The sequence below is a fragment of the Falsirhodobacter sp. 20TX0035 genome, assembly GCF_028307215.1.
Lineage (GTDB): Bacteria > Pseudomonadota > Alphaproteobacteria > Rhodobacterales > Rhodobacteraceae > Falsirhodobacter.
Window position 1 is genome coordinate 62,975 of the sequence record NZ_JAQMHV010000011.1, and the last position, 16,539, is coordinate 79,513.

The window sequence follows — 16,539 nt, forward strand, 5'->3', positions numbered from 1 at the left end:
CGGTCAGAGGGGAAGATAGTCCACCACCGCCCCCTTGTCCCGTGCCGGATCATCCACCGGACGGATCAGCAGGGCGTTCGCCTCGGTCAGCCGCAGGAGGAGGGAGGAGTCCTGTTCCGCAAAGGGCGTCAGCACCCCGTCCCGCACCCGCGCGCGCATGTAATGGGCGCGCGGCCCGTTGGCTGGCACGGGGCCATCCAGCACGGCCGTCCGGGAGGCGGCCTCGGGCGTCTGGCCGGTCATGGCGCGCAGCATCGGCAGCAGGAACAGATGCGCGCAGACATAGGCCGACACCGGGTTTCCGGGCAGGCCCAGCATCGGCATGTCGCGCAGGCGGCCGGCCATCAGCGGCTTGCCCGGACGCATGGCGATCTTGTGGAAGGACAGGTCCAGACCCAGCTCCGCCGCCACCGCGCCCACCAGATCGTGATCGCCCACCGACGCGCCGCCAATGGTCACCACCAGATCCGCCCCTTCCGCCAGAGCGAAGGTGGCGCGCAGGCTGTCGCGGTCGTCTCGCGCGATGGGCAGGATGCGGCCGACGCCGCCCTCCGCCTCGACCAGCGCCATCAGCGAGAACGCGTTGGCCGAGGGGATCTGGTCGTCCCGCATCGGCGTGCCGGGCATGGCGAGTTCGTCCCCGGTGGACAGGATCGCGACGACGGGGCGGCGGAAGACCTCCACCTCCGCCACGTCCATCGCGGCCAGAAGGCCCAGATCGGCGGGGCGCAGCCGGCGGGGTCCGAAGGCCTGCCCCGCGCGGAAATCCTGCCCGCGCCGGCGGATGTTGTCCTTGGCCGAGGCTTCGGTGATCGTGATCCGATCGCCGTTGCGCACGGTGTGTTCCTGGATGATCACGTGGCTCGCACTCTCCGGCACCGGCGCACCGGTGGAGATGCGGATCGCCTCGCCCGCCTGCAAATGGCCGGCAAAGCGGCGGCCGGCCTGCGATTTCCCCACAAGGCGCAGCACGTCGCCCACCTGCGGAAGAACGGCCACAGCGTAGCCGTCCATCGCGGAGGCGTCAAAGGGCGGCTGGTCGCGCCGCGCCTGTGCCCCCGTCGCCATGCTGCGCCCTGCGGCCTGCGCCAGCGGCACGCGTTCGGTGGGCAGAGGGGCGGCCAGATCCAAGACCAGCTTCAGCGCCTCGTCGACTGAGATCATGCTTCGTACCGCCCGCTCTTGCCGCCGTCCTTCAGGGTCACGCGAAGGCCGCCGATCTCCATCGACTTCTCGGCTGCCTTCAACATGTCGTAGACGGTCAGCGCGGCGGTGGACACGGCGGTCAGCGCCTCCATCTCCACCCCCGTCTGGCCGGTGGTCTTGACCGTGGCGGTGATGCGCACGCCGGGCAGGGACGGATCCGTCAGCAGGTCCAGCGCCACCTTGGTGATGGGCAGGGGATGGCAGAGGGGGATCAGCTCCGCCGTCTTCTTCGCGCCCATGATGCCGGCAAGGCGCGCGACGGCCAGAACGTCGCCCTTCTTGGCCGTGCCCTGTTCCACCAGCGCCAGCGTGGCGGGTTCCATGCGGACGAAGCCTTCGGCCGTCGCAATGCGCGACGTCACCGCCTTGTCCGAGACGTCGACCATGTGGGCGTCGCCCTTGTTGTCGAAATGCGTCAGCATCACGCCTCCATCAGCGCGCGGGTGGCGGTGGCCACGTCCGCCTGCCGCATCAGGCTTTCGCCGATCAGGAAGGCCTTCGCGCCAACGTCCGCCATGGCGGCCATGTCGGCAGGGGTGAAGATGCCGCTTTCACAGACGATCATGCGATCCTCGGGGATGTGCGGGGCCAGCTGACGCGTGGTGTCCAGCGTCACGTCGAAGGTCTTGAGGTTGCGGTTGTTGATCCCAATCATGGAGGATTTCAGACGCAGCGCGCGGTCCAGTTCGGCGGCGTCGTGCACCTCGATCAGGGCGTCCATGCCCCAATGGGTGGCGGCGGCCTCCAGCTCCTGCGCCTGCGCGTCCGAGACGGAGGCCATGATGATCAGGATGCAGTCGGCCTTCAGCGCCCGCGCCTCGGCCACCTGATAGGTGTCATAGAGGAAATCCTTGCGCAGGCAGGGCAGGCCGACCGCGTCATGCGCGGCCGTCAGGAAGGTGTCGTCGCCCTGGAAGCTGGGTCCGTCGGTGAGGACGGACAGACAATGGGCGCCCCCGGCCTCATACGCGCGGGCGAGGGCGGGTGGGTCGAAGTCCGGGCGGATCAGGCCCTTGGAGGGGCTGGCCTTCTTGATCTCCGCGATCAGGGCGTGGCGCGGGGCATTGGCCAGCGCGCGGTGGAAGCCGCGGGGCGCGGGGGCCTCCTTGGCGGCGGCCTCGACCTCGGCCAGCGGGCGCGCGGCCTTGCAGGCGGCGATGTGGTCCAGCTTGTAGGCCTTGATGCGGTCCAGAACGTTCATGCGGTGCCCTTGTTCGTCAGGCGGACCAGCGCCGCCACTTTGGATTTCGCCGCCCCGCTATCAAGGCTTTCACGTGCAAGCTCAACGCCTTCCGGCAGGGTCCTCACCCGATCCGCGACGATCAGCGCCGCGGCGGAGTTCAGGAGCACCGCGTCGCGATAGGCGCCGGTTTCCCCGTCCAGAAGGCGGCGCAGGGCCTGCGCGTTCTCCTCAGGCGTGCCGCCGACGATCGCTTCGAACGGATGGGCGGGAAGGCCCGCATCCTCGGCCGCCACCTCGAATTCGCGGATCGCGCCGTTTTCCAGCGCCGCCACCTTCGACGGGGCCGAGATCGCGAGTTCGTCCGTCCCGTCACCGCCGTGGACCAGCCACGCCTTTTCGGAGCCCAGAAGCTGCAGCACCTCGGCCATCGGGCGGATCAGGTCGGCGCTGTAGGCCCCCGTCAGTTGCCGCGTGACGCCGGCCGGGTTGGTCAGGGGGCCAAGGATGTTGAACAGCGTCCGCGTGCCCAGTTCGATCCGGACGGGCATGACGTGGCGGGTGGCGGGGTGGTGCATGGGGGCCATCATGAAGCCGATCCCGGCCTCGTTCAGGCAGTCCTCCACCACCTCGGCCCCGACCATCACGTTCAGGCCCAGCGCGGTCAGCGCGTCCGAGGCGCCGGATTTCGACGACAGGTTGCGGTTGCCGTGCTTGGCCACCGGCACGCCCGCGCCCGCCACCACGAAGGCCGTTGCGGTGGAGATGTTGAGCGTGCCCTTGCCGTCCCCCCCGGTGCCCACGATGTCCATCGCCCCTTCGGGCGCACGGACCGGCACGCATTTGGCGCGCATCGCGGCGGCGGCGGCGGCGTATTCCTCCACCGTCTCGCCGCGCGTGCGCAGGGCCATCAGGAAGCCGCCCATCTGCGCGGGCGTGGCCTGCCCGTCGAACAGGGCGGCAAAGGCGGTGTCCGCCTCGTCGCGCGAAAGGGGGCGGGTGGCGGCGGTGCCGATCAGCGGTTTCAGCACGCTCATGCCGTCAGCGGCACCCTTGCGCCTTCCAGGAAGTTGCGCATCATCCGGTGCCCGTGTTCCGAGGCAATGCTTTCAGGGTGGAACTGCACCCCCTCGATCGGCAGGTCGCGGTGCTTCAGGCCCATGATCGTGCCATCCTCCAGCCAGGCCGTCACCTCCAGACAGTCGGGAAGGGTGGCGCGGTCCACGACCAGCGAATGGTAGCGCGTGGCCTGGAAGGGGTTCGGCAGGCCCGTGAACATCCCGGTGTCGGCGTGGTGCATGGTGCCCATCTTGCCATGGACGATCTCGTGGCAGCGCACGACGGTGCCGCCAAAGGCCTGACCGATGGTCTGGTGGCCAAGGCAGACGCCCAGAAGCGGAATGCGCGTTTCGGCCGCGGCCTCGGTCAGGGCCAGGCAGATGCCCGCCTGCGCCGGATCGCAGGGGCCGGGCGACAGCACGATGGCCTGCGGATTCAGCGCCATGGCCGCCTGCACGTCCAGCGCGTCGTTGCGTTTGACGACGACCTCTGCCCCCAGCTCGCCCAGATAGTGGACGAGGTTGTAGGTGAAGCTGTCATAGTTGTCGATGAGCAGGAGCATGTGGCAGGCCGTCATGATTTGGGGTGAACCGCATCCACGGTCGGGCTATAGATGGCCCCGGCGACCGGTGGGCGTCAAGGGCAACAGGGGGCGTCATGGCCGGCGGGATCTTTTCGGGCTTCATCTGCGGGGCCGTGCTGAGCGGCATCGGGCTGGTCGCCGTGTCGGAGTTGACGCCGCTGCCCTTCGGCCCCGGACCTGCCGTGCCGACGGACACGCCCGCGATCGGCGCGACGCCGGAAGGCGGGACCGCGCCCGCCCTGCCGGTGCCGCAACCCGCGCCCTAGTTCCGGCCGCCCGAGAAGCGTCCCGCATCCTCGGCCGCGCGGCGCAAGGCTTGCGCCTTGTTGACCGTTTCCTGAAACTCGCTTTCCGGATCGCTGTCGAAGACGATGCCGGCGCCCGACTGGATGTGCAGCATCTGGTCCTTCAGCACGGCCGTGCGCAGGGCGATGCAGAAGTCCATCTCGCCATTGGCCGCGAAATAGCCGACGCCGCCGCCATAGACGCCGCGCTTCGATGGCTCCAGCTCGTCGATGATCTCCATCGCGCGGACCTTGGGGGCGCCCGAAACGGTGCCCGCGGGCAGACCGGCCAGCAGGGCCGACAGCGCGTCCTCGCCTTCGGCCAATTCGCCCACCACGTTGGACACGATGTGCATGACGTGGCTGTAGCGTTCGATGATGAACTTCTCGGTCGGCCTGACGGTGCCGATCCTTGACACGCGGCCCACGTCGTTGCGGCCCAGATCCAGCAGCATCAGGTGTTCGGCCAGTTCCTTCGGGTCGGCCAGAAGGTCGTCGGCCAGAGCCTGATCCTCGGCCAGGGTCTGCCCTCGCTTGCGGGTGCCGGCGACGGGACGGATCGTCACCTCCCCATCCCGCAGACGGACCAGAATTTCAGGGCTGGCGCCGATGATCTGGAAATCGCCGTGGTTGAAGAAGAACATGAACGGCGACGGGTTGGTCCGCCGCAGGCTGCGATACAGCGCGAAGGGCGGCAGCGGGAAGGGCTGGCTGAACCGCTGCGACGGGACGACCTGGAAGATGTCGCCCGCGCGGATGTAGTCCTTGGCCTTGTCCACCGCGGCCTTGAACCCGCCTTGCGTGAAGTTCGACGTGACGGGGGCCAGGGGCTGCGGATCGCCCAGCGTGTGCGTGGCGGGCGGGGTGCGGTCCAGATCGCGCAGCACGTCCATCACGCGTTCGGCGGCCTGCGCATAGGCCGCCCGCGCCGACAGGCCCGAGGCGACCCAGGCCGGGGCGACCACCGTCACCTCCCCCTTCACGCCGTCAAGGACGGCCATGACCGAGGGGCGCAGCAGGATCGCGTCCGGCACGCCGATCGTGTCGGGGTTCACGTTCGGCAGATGCTCCACCAGCCGGATCATGTCGTAGCCGAGATAGCCGAACAGGCCCGCCGCAATAGGGGGCAGGTCCGCCGGCATGTCAATGCGGCTTTCGGCGATCAGCGCGCGCAGGCTGTCCAGCGGGTGGCCGTCCTCGGCCCGGAAGGCGTCGCGGTCGATCCGCGCCTCGCGGTTGAGGGAGACGCGCTGCCCTTCGCACCGCCAGATCAGGTCCGGCTTCATGCCGACCACGGAATACCGTCCCCGAATCTCTCCGCCCGTGACGGATTCCAGCATGAACGTGTCGGCCCGCGCCTCGGTCAGCTTGAGCATGAGCGAGACGGGCGTGTCGAGATCGGCGGCAAGACGGGCATAGACCAGCTGGTTGCGGCCTTGGGCCCATCCGGCCTCGAATTCGGCAAAGGTGGGGATGATCTGCATCACGGGATCTGGGCGTGGACGGCGTCGATGACGGCCTGGTTGATCTGGACTCCCGCCGTGTCGGCGATGGTCTGGGTGAACATCTGCTGCGCGTCCTGCGCCAGCGCGCCTTCGATCTGCGCCGACAGCTGCGTCTTCAGGGCCACGGCACCTTCGTCATCCTGCGCCGGGGGCTTCACGCTGTCCACCCGCAGAACGCCCACCCATTCGGGGGTGTCGATTACCTGCGCCGCGCCCTCGTCCAGCCCGAACGCCGTTTCCACGACCGAGGAGGGGGCCGCCGTCGCGTTGCCTTCGCGGGTGATGTCGCCGGTGACGTTCACCGTGCCGAAATCGGACAGGTTCGTGCCGTTCTGGACCGCGGTGCGGATCTCCTCGGCACGGGCGATCAGCGCCTTGTGCAGCGCGTCGTCTTGCCAGGCTTCGGTCACCTGATCGCGCACCTCCTCGAACGGGCGGGCGGCGGCGGGGGTGACGCCGTCCAGACGCAGGGCGATCAGGCCGCCATCGTCCAGCTGCACCAGTTCGGGAAAATCGCCCGGCTGCGCGGCCTCGGCCGCCTGCCGGAAGGCGGGGTAACCGGCGATGGGGTCTTCGGACTCCGCGTTGTAGTCGATGGTGCCAAGGGTGAAGTCTGGCTGCTTGGCCAGATCCTCCACCGTGCCGCCACCGGCCAGCACATCCTCCAGGGCATTGCGGCGGTCGGCGATGGCGCGTTTGGCGGCGTCGGCCTGGAACTCGGTCGCGAGGTCGTCGCGCGCCTCCTCGAACGGGACGTCATGGGCGGACAGGATGCCGTTCATGCGGAACAGGGCGGGGCCGAGGTCGCTGTCGAACGAGCCGACGACCCCGGGTTCGGCCAGGGCAAAGACCGCGTCGCCGGCGGCGCCCAGATCCTCTTTGGCAACGTCGCCCAGATCGGTGTCGGTCAGTTCCAGACCGCGTTCGGCCACGATGTCCTCGAACGCCGCGCCGCCGTCAATGCGGGCCTTGGCGGCCTCGGCCGCGGCGGTGTCGGGGAAGACGAGCCGTTCGACCAGCCGGCGTTCGGGCTGGACAAACTCGTCGATCCGCTGGTTGTAAAGGTCGCGCAGGGCGGCGTCGTCCACCGGCAGGTTCGGCGCGACCGTTTCGGGCAGCAGCGCGGCATAGGTGATCTGGCGCGTTTCCGGCGCCATGAAGCGGTCGCTGTGCGCATCATAAAAGGCGCGCAGGTCGGCCTCGGTCGGTTGGGGCAGGGGCTGGGGCAGATCGCCCTCCGCCACGGGCAGAAGCGACAGACCGCGGCGTTCGGCGATGTAGTTGTAGAGCGTGTCCGTCACCGCCTGCGGGGCCGCGAAGCCGCCCGCCACCGCGCCGACCAGAAGCGAGCGTGCGACGCTTTCGCGCACGTTCGCTTCGTAATCGGCGGGGGTGAGGCCGTTCTGCTTCAGCACCAGCTCGTACGTTTCGCGGTTGAAGGTTCCGCCGGCGCCTTGGAACGACGGGTTGCGGCGCAGCTCGTCCGCGACCACCTGATCGCCCACGGAAAGGCCGATGCGGTCGGCCTCGTCCTTCAGGGCGGCGGAGGCGATCAGCGACTGGCGCACCTGCGCGTCGAGGCCAAACTGCCGCGCCTGCGCCAGCGTGAAGGCCTGCCCCGTCTGCTGCGAGATGCCCTGAAGCTGCTGCTGCAAGGCGTTCGAATAGGCGTTCGCGTCGATCTTCTGGTCGCCCACGGTGGCGATGTTCTGGCCTGTGGTGCCGAAATTGGTGACGCCGAAGCCGCCAAGGCCCAGGATCAGCATTGCCATCAGCAGCCACAGCACGACGGACATCGCCTTGTTGCCGCGTTTCTTGCCTTCCGCCATGCGTGGTCCCCCTCAGGATCTGGTCCGCGCCTTCCTACGGGGTTGCGGCGAACGGGGCAAGATCAGAGGGCGACGGCCTTCAGGCGCGTGAAGAGTTGCGCGATGCCGTCCGCGTCGATGTTGGCGAAGGCGATGCGCACCTCGTCCTCGCCGCCTTCGGGCCGGAACATTGTGCCGGGCAGCATCAGGACACCTGCCTCGCGCACCAGCCTCTGGCACAGCGCCGGGGAGGGGAGGTCGAACGGGTGGCGCACATAGGCGAAGTAAGCGCCGCAGCCCAGCAGGTCCCATCCTTCGGCGGTCGCGAAGCCCGCGGTCATCGCGGCGCGGCGCGACAGGATGTCCGTGCGTTCCCCGGCCACCCAGGGCATCAGGTTCCGCAACCCCCACAGCGCCCCGATCTGGCCCATCTGCGAGGCGGAGATCGACACGCAATCGAGGAACTTCTCCACCTCGGCCATGCGGGGGGTGCCGGTGACCAGCGCCCCCACGCGGTGCCCCGTCAGCCGGAACGCCTTCGAGAAGGAGTAGAGGTGGATCACGTCGCGGTGCCAGTCGGGGTCGAGGAACAGGTCATGAGGTGCGCCGTCGCGGGAATCGAAGTCGCGATAGGTTTCGTCCAGGATCAGGGCCAGCCCGTGCCGCCGCGCCACGGCGTGGAACGCCGCCACCAGCCCGGACGGGTATTCGGCGCCCGAAGGGTTGTTGGGCGTGACCAGCACGATGGCCTTCGTGCGCGGGGTGATCTGCGTCTCTGCCTCCTCGGGATCGGGCAGAAGGCCCGCGCCGCAGGGCAGGGGCACGGCGCGGATGTCGTTCATGCGCAGCCACATGGCGTGGTTGAAATACCATGGGGTGGGCAGGATCACCTCGTCCCCCGCCGCCGCGAGGGTCGCGATGGCGGCGGTGAACGCCTGGTTGCAGCCTTGCGTGATCGCCACCTGTTCGGCGCGGATCGTTCCGCCGTAGTGCCGCGTCATCGTGGAGGCGAGTTCGGCCCGCAGGTCGGGATTGCCGAGGACGGGGCCGTAGAGATGCGCCTGCGGCTGGTGCAGCGCCGCCTCGGCCATCGCCTGCCGCAGGGCAAGGGGCGGGGGATCGACGGGGGCGGCCTGGCTGACATTGATCAGCGGCCGGTCGGATGGAAACCGAACCCCGTCCAGCCAGCGACGCGCTTCCATGACGGGGGGCGCAAAGGTTGCGGCAAGGGCGGGGTTCCGGGGCGCCATCAGTCGGTGCCGCGATAGGGCTGGACGTATTGCAGCGCCATGTCCCACGGGAAGAAGATCCAGGTGTCCTGGCTCACCTCGGTGATGTAGGTGTCGACCTGCGGCCGGCCGGAGGGCTTGGCGTAGACGGTTGCGAAATGCGCCTTGGGATACAGGCTGCGGACCAGTTCCAGCGTCTTGCCGCTGTCCACGAGGTCGTCCACGATCAGGATGCCGGTGCCGTCGCCCATCAGGTCGGCCTGCGGGGCCTTGGTCACCACCGCCTCGCCGCGCGACTGGTGGTTGTAGCTGCGCACGCTGATCGTGTCGACGATGCGCACGTCCAGTTCGCGGCTGACGATCATCGCGGGAACAAGGCCGCCGCGCGTGATGCCGACGACCGCGCGCCACTGGCCGTCGTCCGGGCCGCGCCCGTCCAGCCGCCAGGCCAGCGCCCGGCTGTCGCGGTGGATCTGGTCCCAGCTGATGTGGAAGCCCTTTTCATGGGGAAGACGTTCGGGGGACATGATGCCTCCTTACAAGGCGATCCGGATCCCCAGCAGGGCGAACAGCCCACCGAAGATGCGGTCAAGGATGGATTTGAGACGGATGTAGCCGCGGCGGATCCGTTCGATCGAGAAAAGGCGCGCGACGAGCATGTTCCACCCCGCCTCGTTCACGAAGACGACGGCCAGAAGGGCGGCAATGACGGGGGCGGGGGCGTGCGGCGGCACGAGGCCCACGAACACCGCGCCGAAGAAGATCGCGGGCTTGGGATTGGCCAGCTGCGTCGTGACGCCCAGACGCAGGGCAGAGAAGAGGCCACGGGGCGGGCGCGCGTCAAGGATCAGCGGGTCGCTGGCGTGGCGCCACATCTTCCACGCCGTCCACAGAAGAAACGCCGCGCCCACCAGCTTGAACGCGCCGAAGAGGGCCGGGGCGGCCGTGAACAGCAAGGACAGACCGAACAGCGCCGCCGCCGCCCAGACCACCGCGCCCAGACCCAGGCCGACCGACAGCAGCAGGCCGGTGCGCAACCCTTCGACCGCGCCCGTGCGCGCGGCCATCAGCACGGCCGGGCCGGGGCTGGCGGCGGCCGCCAGATGGACCGCCCAGACCGCAAGAAAGGCGGCCAGCGTCATGATTGCCCCCGCGCGTTCATCGGGTCAGTCTTTCTTCGCGGCGTCGATGTCGGGCGCGTCGACGGCCTTCATGCCGACCACGTGATAGCCCGCATCCACGTGCAGGCATTCGCCCGTCACGCCCGAGGCGAGGTCCGACAGCAGGTAGAGCGCGGATTTGCCCACCTCCTCCTGCGTGACGTTGCGGCGGAGAGGGGAGTTCAGTTCGTTCCACTTCATGATGTAGCGGAAATCGCCGATGCCCGAGGCGGCCAGCGTCTTGATCGGCCCGGCCGAGATGGCGTTGACGCGGATGCCGTCCTTGCCCAGATCCTCGGCCATATATTTCACCGACGTTTCCAGCGCGGATTTCGCGACGCCCATCACGTTGTAATGCGGCATCACCTTTTCGGCGCCGTAATAGGTCAGCGTCAGCAGGCTGCCACCGTTGGGCATCATGGCCGCCGCGCGCCGCGCGATCGCGGTGAAGCTGTAGACCGAGATGTTCATCGTCATCGCGAAGTTCGCGGGCGACGTGTCCACATAGCGGCCGCGCAGTTCGTTCTTGTCGGAAAAACCGATGGCGTGCACGACGAAGTCGATCGTGCCCCACTGGTCTTTCAACGTGTCGAACAGCGCGTCCATCGACTCCTCGCTGGCGACGTCGCATTCGACCATGATGGTGCTGCCGATGGTGGCCAGAAGCGGCTCGACCCGTTTCTTCAGCGCCTCGCCCTGGTAGGAGAACGCGAGTTCCGCCCCCTGATCGGCGCATGCCTTCGCAATGCCCCAGGCGATGGATTTGTCGTTCGCCAGGCCCATGATCAGGCCCCGTTTTCCCGCCAGCAATCCGTTCATCCGGCTTCCCTCGCCACGTTATGCGTTATCTGGCGGGTTTAGGACATGTGAAAGGCTGCTTCAAGCCGCCGCTCTTGCGTTTTGGCGCGCATCCCCTAGGCTTTGACGGGAACGATACGGCAGGACCTTTCCATGGACATCCCGGCGGGCCATTTCGCGGGCCCCGACCCCTTCACCATCGCCCGCCGCTGGCTGGCCGAGGCCGAGGCGACCGAACCCAACGATCCCAACGCCATCGCCTTGGCGACGGTGGATGCGGACGGGATGCCCGACGTCCGCATGGTGCTGCTGAAGGAGATCGAGGACGGTGCCTTTGTCTTCTACACGAACTATGACAGCGCCAAGGGGGTCCAGATCGCGCAGTCGGGGAAGGCCGCCTTCGTGCTGCACTGGAAATCCCTGCGCCGCCAGATCCGCGTCCGCGGCACCGTCACGCGCGAGGAGGGGCCGCAGGCCGACGCCTATTACAACTCCCGCTCGCTCCAAAGCCGGCTGGGGGCCTGGGCCTCGCAGCAGAGCCGCCCGTTGGAGAGCCGGGGCGCGCTGGTGGCCGAGGTGGCCAAGGTCACGGCGCGCTTTGTCGGAAACCCTCCGCGGCCGCCATTTTGGGGTGGATTCCGAATCGTGCCGACGCAGATAGAATTCTGGGCGGACGGTGCGTTCCGCCTGCATGACCGTTTCCAGTGGACGCCCGATGCGTCCGGGTCCGGCGGCTGGTCGACCCGGAGGTTGAATCCCTGAGCGACAAAAGCACACTGCGAGTGTCATTATGCCTTGCAACGGACCGCCGATGCTTTCAAAAGACCTAGAATAACAAAAGGACGGAGCTTAGCGACTGTGCCTCATACACTGGATGATCTGGAAAATGGCGGTACGGTGGTGGCGGCTGGGCGGGTCAAGTGGTTTGACCCTGTGCGTGGTTTCGGTTTCGTTGTTGTAGAGTCGCTTCCCCGGGACATTCTTCTGCATGCGAACGTGCTTCGCAATTTCGGACAAAGCACCGTTGCCGACGGTGCCCTGATCGAGGTGTGCATCCAGAAGACCGACCGCGGCGTGCAGGCGATCGAGGTGCTTTCGGTGGAGGCGGCCCTTCCGGTCGTGGCCCGCGCCGAGGGCGAGCCCGCGCTGGACGCCGAGGCGCTGGAGGCCCTGCCGATGGAGCCTGCGCGAATCAAGTGGTTCGACCGCGCCAAGGGTTTTGGTTTCGCGAACATCTTCGGAAGTCTGGATGACATCTTCCTGCACGTGGACGTGCTGCGTGCGGCCGGCCTTGCCGGCGTTGCCCCGGGGGAGGCCGTGGCGTTGAAGACCGTGACCGGCAAGCGCGGTCCTATGGCGGTCCAGATCCTGGCCTGGGACGCGGCCGCCCGGACCTCCGCATGAAGTGGCTGCTGGCGCTGTGCCTGATGGCGGCGCCCGCAGGGGCCATGGCCGCCTGCCGCGCCGATCAGGTGGAGTTCCGCAACGCCGGCGGCGTCGCGCGCTTTTCCGTCGAAGTGGCGGATGACGCGGCAGAACGCGCCCAAGGCCTGATGAACCGCGAGCACATGGCCGCGTCGGCGGGAATGCTGTTCGTCTATGAGCGTCCGCAGCCGGCCAGCTTCTGGATGCGCAACACCCTGATCCCGCTGGACATGATCTTCATGGACCAGACGGGCACCGTGCGCCACGTCCACGCCAACGCCCGCCCGAAGGACGACACGCCCATCGACGGCGGCAATGATGTCCTCGTCGTGCTGGAGATCAATGGTGGTCTGGCCGGGCGGCTGGGCATCGGCGAGGGCAGCGTCATGCGCTCTCCCTATCTGAACGCGGATCTGGCGGCTTGGCCCTGCGAATGATGGCTTCCCTTTCCTGAAGGCGCGTTATAGGAACGGCCTTGGTTCGGGGCGTAGCGCAGCCTGGTAGCGCGACGGTTTTGGGTACCGTAGGTCGTAGGTTCGAATCCTATCGCCCCGACCAGTGTTGGCATCCTTGAGCGGTGCGCGTTTACACCTCATTTTACAGCTTCGTTCGCCGTTCGGCCTCTTCCAGCTTCTCCGCGAGGCCGTCAGTCATACCCTGCGACAAGGCAACGTAGCGCTCGATGAACCTCGGACGCGTGCTTGATGGACCAGCCATGTGGGTCGCAATCTCCTTCAGTTCGGCACCGGGTTCCAGCAGCCGCGTGGCCGCCGTGCCGCAGGTGTTGTCCAGCCGCAGTTCCTTCCGCAGCTTCAGCTTGTCCCTCCAGGTGGTGACGGCGTCACCCAGATAGTTCTTGTGCTGGTAGGGCTCGCCTTCGTGATTCACGAAGTATGCGGTCCTGCGTCTCTGGAAGCTCGGCCAGAAGCGCCGCCATGGGGGGCGTGACCGGGATGGAAGCCACCCGCCGGCGCTTCTTCGTGAAGATGACGATGCATTGGCCCCGCGGCGTCCTGTAAATATGCTGGCGGCATAGCTCCTGAAGGTCGCCGGGTCTTGGGCCTGTTTCTGTCCCTGCAATAAGGATGCGCGCGACAGCCTTGGGAGCGCCGGCCACGAACGCCTTGATCCCGGCTGACATCCAGAAGATTTCGGCGCGATTCGACTTGTAGACGGACCTGATGCGTTGCAGGCGGTTATGCAGAAGCATCGACCGATCGAGCGCGAAGTCGACAATCCGCTGCAGGTGGCGGACGCGGTCGTCCTCAACCCTGCCCCCTATCTTGTCGCGCATGCCAGCGCTTGGGCGCGGATCCTCATCGAAAGCGCGGGCGGGGCATCGCCAAACCTCACGTCGATCGCATGTGCCGGATGGTGGAGCGATTTTCGGATGTCGGCTTGGGTGTGCAGCGCGAGGAGCGTGACGTCTGCGCTGTCGAGGTAGGCCAAGATGATCTCCCGGAACTTGCCCTTTGAGACCTCGCCCTCTGGCGCGGCGGCCGCCAGAGCGGCCACATACTCTGCGGACCCGATGCGGACGTCGCTTTTCAACGACGAGAAGCATGGGGCCCCTTGCCGCGCCATGCGTGGTGATACTCACGGAACCTGCGGCCCGGCCGGATCTAGTGGTATGTGGCGCTCAAACACGAGTGCGATGACAAGCGGGTCTATGACCGGACGGAGACGGTGGTCTACCGGTTCTTATCCAAGGGGGAGACTCTTACTTCGCCGCCATCTTGAGGCGCCCCTTGTGCTTCGCATCAACCCGCCAGAGTTTCTTTCGAACATCGGCAGGCTCCAGATGCCGATAGTCACCTCGCGAGAATTTGGCCCAGTCCAATGCCAAGCCTTGTTTAACCAGTGCCGCAGAGAGATCGGTGCCGTCCGAAAGGCTGCACTTCGCCACGATGCGGTCATAGGTCAAGCCCTCGCTGATCGTTGCCGTTATAACCTGATCTTTGCAGAGCTTGATCATCGCGAACTTGGCGACCTTCCCATATGGATCGTTCAGCTCGGGCGCATCAATGCCCGCCAAGCGGATATGCGCGCCTTTGATGACGATGGTATCACCATCGATGACGTGGCACTTGCCCTTCAGGATTTGTCCCGGCTGAAGGTGAGACGGCACGGGCGCTGGTGCGGGGACCGGAAGACGATACGATGGAGCCCCTGGCGGTTTGTGTCCCGGAGGTGGTCGATTGGACGGGCCTTCCTCGGAAGGGTAGGAAGGTTGCCGCTTCGGTTTGCTGGACAGCCCGAGCAGGCGCAGAAGAAACTTGAACATGATAAACCGCTCCCTGATCAGCCGACCTGATACACGAAACGTCTTCATGATCTACTTTAAGTTGTGCAGGTTGATAGATGTCCGATGGTACTCCTCCCCGTTTCAACGGAGCGCAGAAGTAAACATCAGGCAGCCATCTTCAGTTTCTGGGCGGTTTATCCCGCCGATGCCGATGTTGGGGCGCTCGTTGTTGTAAGTCCACAGCCAGTCGGTTGCGATGTTTGGGCTTTCGCGATGGTTTCGAAGATGTAAAGGTCAAGTCATCCGTATCGGGCGATGCTGTTGTAGCACTCGACATAGGCATTCTGCTGCGGCTTGCCGGGCTGAATATGGTTCAAGGCGATCCCCTGCGTTGCCGCCCAGATCGTCAGCGTCGCGCTGATGTATTCCGGGTCGTTGACCCTTATGGCTATAAGCTTGCCCCTCCATTCGATGATCTGTGGAGCAGCCCGGACAACCCGCTCGGCGGACAGCAAGAAATCGACCTCGATGCCCACGCCCTCGCGGTTGAAGTCGTCCAGCACGTTCAGCAGCCGAAACCGGCGACCACGGTCAGGCGATCTTCCATGGCGCCCATCGACCAGACGAAGTTCGGGGCTTCCGGAACGGCGAGCATGTCCGGCTTGTCGCGTTTGATCCTTCGCCGTGATCATGGACGCGTCCATGCCGCATACTTCGCCGCCACTTGTAACAGCTTGCGCTGCTGATCCCATGCTTGCGGCACAGGTCCGGCACCGCAACGCTGCCTTCGGCCTGGCGCAGCACCGCCATGATCTGCTGCTCGATGAATCGGGTCTTCCGCGTTTGAATCTCCGCGGCTCAAGCGACGAGAAAATTCTACTGCCGCATCCTCTTAATCAAGGGGAGGATTACTGGGTAACTTGTCGTATTACCCGTCTCTCATCCTCCTACAAACGCTCATATGCTTTTGGACAGGTTACCCGAGACATCAAAGTTTAACGATGGACATCGTCGTGCAACCGATTTCATAAAACTTGCATGAAAGTCTCAGGAGGCGGATGTGTCGCATCTTTGGGTTGTTCCCCTTGTGTTCGAGAACCCGGTCCTCGGAGTGCACCATGTCATTCGGGCGAGTGGACATGCGCTGATCTTCCTGACGGACCACTGGCGCTGGCGCAGGGCGGGCGCTTATCATGACGCGGTCCGCATTTGCCTTTCGGCGTTCGAAAGCGATCGGGGGCATGAGGATGCGCGGGATGCGATGCTGGCGGCCCTGATCAGCGCTGGGCTTGTTCCCGCAGGGGATGGGGGCGACGATCAGGGCGCCGCAGGGCAGAAGGGGACCACCCTGCGTCCAAGGGCAGAACGCCCGAGAAGAGAGCGCCCGCCGCGCATGGGCTGATCCGGCGGATCATGGTGCCTTCGACAAGGCAAGGCCCGCACCACAGGTACGGGCCTTGATACTGACGTCTGTAAAACTCGTAACACGTGCAGGATAGGGCGGAAGGGTTAACGCCCCGTAGCTCGATCCGTGCGAGGGTGAGGAACCGGCTGTGCGCGTCCATGGTCTTGCCGAACGGGCCCGCTCACCTGTGGCCGCACGGACCTTTCAGGCGTTCTTTGGCAGGGGGAAGACCTTGTCATACAGCCAGTTGAAGACAAAGGCGTAGACAAGGTAGAACAGGACGAAAGCCACGTCCATCACCAGCGCCTGCCACAACCCGATCCCTAGGTAGAGGGCGATGAAGGGCAGGGTGAAAAGCAGAAGCCCCGCCTCGAACAGCAGGGTGTGCAGGACGCGTAGGGGCAGGGTCTTGTGCACGCTGCCCGTCCACCGCTTCATCAGCCGGTCGAAGATCATGTTGTAGACGAAGTTCCACAGCGTTGCGACGGTGGCGGCGACGACGGCGACGACGCCCATGTCCTCGGCATGCAGGCCAAAGCCGGCGGCACCCAGCGGGATAACAAGAAGAAGGCCGATGACCTCGAAGCTGAGGGCGTGGCGGATTCGGTCGGAGGTTGTGCGCATGATCTTTCCCATCTGATGGCCGGGCCGT

General features: G+C 66.3%; 21 protein-coding genes, 1 tRNA gene and 1 pseudogene. 6 read left to right on the plus strand and 17 right to left on the minus strand.

Going from position 1 to position 16,539, the window contains the following annotated elements:
- Positions 1–3 precede the first annotated feature (3 nt).
- Genes PIJ50_RS12250 through PIJ50_RS12270 form a run of 5 tightly spaced genes read right to left on the minus strand, consistent with a single transcriptional unit; the run spans position 4 to position 4,007 of the window.
- On the minus strand, positions 4–1,164 hold the full coding sequence (locus PIJ50_RS12250; RefSeq protein ID WP_271975653.1) for a molybdopterin molybdotransferase MoeA: 1,161 nt from the start codon (positions 1,162–1,164) through the stop codon (positions 4–6).
- Positions 1,161–1,631 (minus strand): cyclic pyranopterin monophosphate synthase MoaC, encoded by a 471-nt coding sequence (gene moaC, locus PIJ50_RS12255; protein WP_442900736.1) that lies wholly within the window; start codon positions 1,629–1,631, stop codon positions 1,161–1,163. The genes PIJ50_RS12250 and moaC overlap by 4 nt, the downstream gene beginning before the upstream one ends.
- A complete protein-coding gene (gene trpC / locus PIJ50_RS12260) occupies positions 1,628–2,407 on the minus strand; it encodes an indole-3-glycerol phosphate synthase TrpC (protein WP_271975656.1) in 780 nt (259 codons plus the stop codon). The genes moaC and trpC overlap by 4 nt, the downstream gene beginning before the upstream one ends.
- Positions 2,404–3,423, minus strand: a complete 1,020-nt coding sequence (gene trpD, locus PIJ50_RS12265) for an anthranilate phosphoribosyltransferase (RefSeq protein WP_271975658.1) — start codon at positions 3,421–3,423, stop codon at positions 2,404–2,406. The genes trpC and trpD overlap by 4 nt, the downstream gene beginning before the upstream one ends.
- Positions 3,420–4,007 (minus strand): anthranilate synthase component II, encoded by a 588-nt coding sequence (locus PIJ50_RS12270; protein WP_271975659.1) that lies wholly within the window; start codon positions 4,005–4,007, stop codon positions 3,420–3,422. Before PIJ50_RS12270 ends, trpD begins: the two co-directional genes overlap by 4 nt.
- Before the next feature lie 95 nt (positions 4,008–4,102).
- Between PIJ50_RS12270 and PIJ50_RS12275 the strand changes: the two genes are divergently transcribed.
- Positions 4,103–4,294 carry a hypothetical protein gene (locus PIJ50_RS12275; protein ID WP_271975661.1) on the plus strand — a complete coding sequence of 64 codons (192 nt, stop codon included), beginning with the start codon at positions 4,103–4,105 and terminating at the stop codon, positions 4,292–4,294.
- On the opposite strand, the gene trpE is transcribed toward PIJ50_RS12275, so the two are convergent.
- The 6 genes from trpE to fabI form a co-directional block, all read right to left on the minus strand.
- A complete protein-coding gene (gene trpE / locus PIJ50_RS12280) occupies positions 4,291–5,796 on the minus strand; it encodes an anthranilate synthase component I (RefSeq protein WP_271975662.1) in 1,506 nt (501 codons plus the stop codon). The two genes, PIJ50_RS12275 and trpE, sit on opposite strands and share 4 nt — an antisense overlap.
- Entirely contained in the window at positions 5,796–7,646 is a 1,851-nt protein-coding gene (locus PIJ50_RS12285) for a peptidylprolyl isomerase (protein ID WP_271975665.1), read from the minus strand. The genes trpE and PIJ50_RS12285 overlap by 1 nt, the downstream gene beginning before the upstream one ends.
- Before the next feature lie 62 nt (positions 7,647–7,708).
- Entirely contained in the window at positions 7,709–8,875 is a 1,167-nt protein-coding gene (locus PIJ50_RS12290) for an aminotransferase (protein ID WP_442900737.1), read from the minus strand.
- Positions 8,875–9,381, minus strand: a complete 507-nt coding sequence (gene gpt, locus PIJ50_RS12295) for a xanthine phosphoribosyltransferase (protein ID WP_271975667.1) — start codon at positions 9,379–9,381, stop codon at positions 8,875–8,877. Before gpt ends, PIJ50_RS12290 begins: the two co-directional genes overlap by 1 nt.
- 9 nt (positions 9,382–9,390) lie before the next feature.
- Positions 9,391–9,996, minus strand: coding sequence for a LysE family translocator (locus tag PIJ50_RS12300; protein WP_271975669.1), 606 nt, complete (start codon positions 9,994–9,996; stop codon positions 9,391–9,393).
- Positions 9,997–10,020: 24 nt separating this feature from the next.
- The gene (gene fabI / locus PIJ50_RS12305) at positions 10,021–10,833 is read right to left on the minus strand and encodes an enoyl-ACP reductase FabI (RefSeq protein ID WP_271975671.1); all 813 of its coding nucleotides are present in this window, start codon (positions 10,831–10,833) and stop codon (positions 10,021–10,023) included.
- A gap of 132 nt (positions 10,834–10,965) precedes the next feature.
- Between fabI and pdxH the strand changes: the two genes are divergently transcribed.
- The 4 genes from pdxH to PIJ50_RS12325 all read left to right on the plus strand — a co-directional run bounded on the left by pdxH (position 10,966) and on the right by PIJ50_RS12325 (position 12,795).
- Positions 10,966–11,574, plus strand: a complete 609-nt coding sequence (gene pdxH / locus PIJ50_RS12310) for a pyridoxamine 5'-phosphate oxidase (protein WP_271975673.1) — start codon at positions 10,966–10,968, stop codon at positions 11,572–11,574.
- 135 nt (positions 11,575–11,709) lie between these two features.
- Complete coding sequence (locus PIJ50_RS12315) at positions 11,710–12,216, plus strand: cold-shock protein (protein ID WP_442900739.1); 507 nt, start codon at positions 11,710–11,712, stop codon at positions 12,214–12,216.
- The gene (locus PIJ50_RS12320) at positions 12,213–12,674 is read left to right on the plus strand and encodes a DUF192 domain-containing protein (RefSeq protein WP_271975675.1); all 462 of its coding nucleotides are present in this window, start codon (positions 12,213–12,215) and stop codon (positions 12,672–12,674) included. The genes PIJ50_RS12315 and PIJ50_RS12320 overlap by 4 nt, the downstream gene beginning before the upstream one ends.
- 44 nt (positions 12,675–12,718) lie before the next feature.
- A tRNA-Pro gene (locus PIJ50_RS12325) sits at positions 12,719–12,795 on the plus strand.
- A gap of 39 nt (positions 12,796–12,834) precedes the next feature.
- Here PIJ50_RS12325 and PIJ50_RS12330 read toward each other — a convergent pair.
- The 5 genes and pseudogenes from PIJ50_RS12330 to PIJ50_RS16430 form a co-directional block, all read right to left on the minus strand.
- On the minus strand, positions 12,835–13,125 hold the full coding sequence (locus tag PIJ50_RS12330; RefSeq protein WP_271975677.1) for a hypothetical protein: 291 nt from the start codon (positions 13,123–13,125) through the stop codon (positions 12,835–12,837).
- Between the two features lie 390 nt (positions 13,126–13,515).
- Positions 13,516–13,788: a hypothetical protein gene (locus tag PIJ50_RS12335; RefSeq protein WP_271975678.1), complete on the minus strand. Its 273-nt coding sequence runs from the start codon at positions 13,786–13,788 to the stop codon at positions 13,516–13,518.
- A gap of 169 nt (positions 13,789–13,957) precedes the next feature.
- Positions 13,958–14,521 (minus strand): thermonuclease family protein, encoded by a 564-nt coding sequence (locus PIJ50_RS12340; RefSeq protein WP_271975680.1) that lies wholly within the window; start codon positions 14,519–14,521, stop codon positions 13,958–13,960.
- A 125-nt stretch (positions 14,522–14,646) separates the two neighbouring features.
- A pseudogene (locus PIJ50_RS12345) lies at positions 14,647–15,167 on the minus strand (integrase core domain-containing protein); the annotation flags it as partial.
- Positions 15,074–15,331: a transposase gene (locus tag PIJ50_RS16430; protein WP_442900740.1), complete on the minus strand. Its 258-nt coding sequence runs from the start codon at positions 15,329–15,331 to the stop codon at positions 15,074–15,076. The pseudogene PIJ50_RS12345 and the gene PIJ50_RS16430, both read right to left, overlap by 94 nt.
- A gap of 238 nt (positions 15,332–15,569) precedes the next feature.
- On the opposite strand from PIJ50_RS16430, the gene PIJ50_RS16435 reads away from it, so the two are divergent.
- A complete protein-coding gene (locus PIJ50_RS16435) occupies positions 15,570–15,884 on the plus strand; it encodes a DUF982 domain-containing protein (RefSeq protein WP_442900741.1) in 315 nt (104 codons plus the stop codon).
- A 207-nt stretch (positions 15,885–16,091) separates the two neighbouring features.
- On the opposite strand, the gene PIJ50_RS12350 is transcribed toward PIJ50_RS16435, so the two are convergent.
- On the minus strand, positions 16,092–16,511 hold the full coding sequence (locus PIJ50_RS12350) for a PACE efflux transporter (protein WP_271975682.1): 420 nt from the start codon (positions 16,509–16,511) through the stop codon (positions 16,092–16,094).
- Positions 16,512–16,539 lie beyond the last annotated feature (28 nt).

Bases quoted from the DNA above. Each gene is read 5' to 3' on its own strand.
- PIJ50_RS12250 (WP_271975653.1), bottom strand. From the start codon at position 1,164: ATGATCTCAGTCGACGAGGCGCTGAAGCTGGTCTTGGATCTGGCCGCC.
- trpC (WP_271975656.1), bottom strand. From the start codon at position 2,407: ATGAACGTTCTGGACCGCATCAAGGCCTACAAGCTGGACCACATCGCC.
- trpD (WP_271975658.1), bottom strand. From the start codon at position 3,423: ATGAGCGTGCTGAAACCGCTGATCGGCACCGCCGCCACCCGCCCCCTT.
- PIJ50_RS12270 (WP_271975659.1), bottom strand. From the start codon at position 4,007: ATGCTCCTGCTCATCGACAACTATGACAGCTTCACCTACAACCTCGTC.
- PIJ50_RS12275 (WP_271975661.1), top strand. From the start codon at position 4,103: ATGGCCGGCGGGATCTTTTCGGGCTTCATCTGCGGGGCCGTGCTGAGC.
- trpE (WP_271975662.1), bottom strand. From the start codon at position 5,796: ATGCAGATCATCCCCACCTTTGCCGAATTCGAGGCCGGATGGGCCCAA.
- PIJ50_RS12285 (WP_271975665.1), bottom strand. From the start codon at position 7,646: ATGGCGGAAGGCAAGAAACGCGGCAACAAGGCGATGTCCGTCGTGCTG.
- PIJ50_RS12290 (WP_442900737.1), bottom strand. From the start codon at position 8,875: ATGGCGCCCCGGAACCCCGCCCTTGCCGCAACCTTTGCGCCCCCCGTC.
- gpt (WP_271975667.1), bottom strand. From the start codon at position 9,381: ATGTCCCCCGAACGTCTTCCCCATGAAAAGGGCTTCCACATCAGCTGG.
- PIJ50_RS12300 (WP_271975669.1), bottom strand. From the start codon at position 9,996: ATGACGCTGGCCGCCTTTCTTGCGGTCTGGGCGGTCCATCTGGCGGCC.
- fabI (WP_271975671.1), bottom strand. From the start codon at position 10,833: ATGAACGGATTGCTGGCGGGAAAACGGGGCCTGATCATGGGCCTGGCG.
- pdxH (WP_271975673.1), top strand. From the start codon at position 10,966: ATGGACATCCCGGCGGGCCATTTCGCGGGCCCCGACCCCTTCACCATC.
- PIJ50_RS12320 (WP_271975675.1), top strand. From the start codon at position 12,213: ATGAAGTGGCTGCTGGCGCTGTGCCTGATGGCGGCGCCCGCAGGGGCC.
- PIJ50_RS12340 (WP_271975680.1), bottom strand. From the start codon at position 14,521: ATGTTCAAGTTTCTTCTGCGCCTGCTCGGGCTGTCCAGCAAACCGAAG.
- PIJ50_RS12350 (WP_271975682.1), bottom strand. From the start codon at position 16,511: ATGCGCACAACCTCCGACCGAATCCGCCACGCCCTCAGCTTCGAGGTC.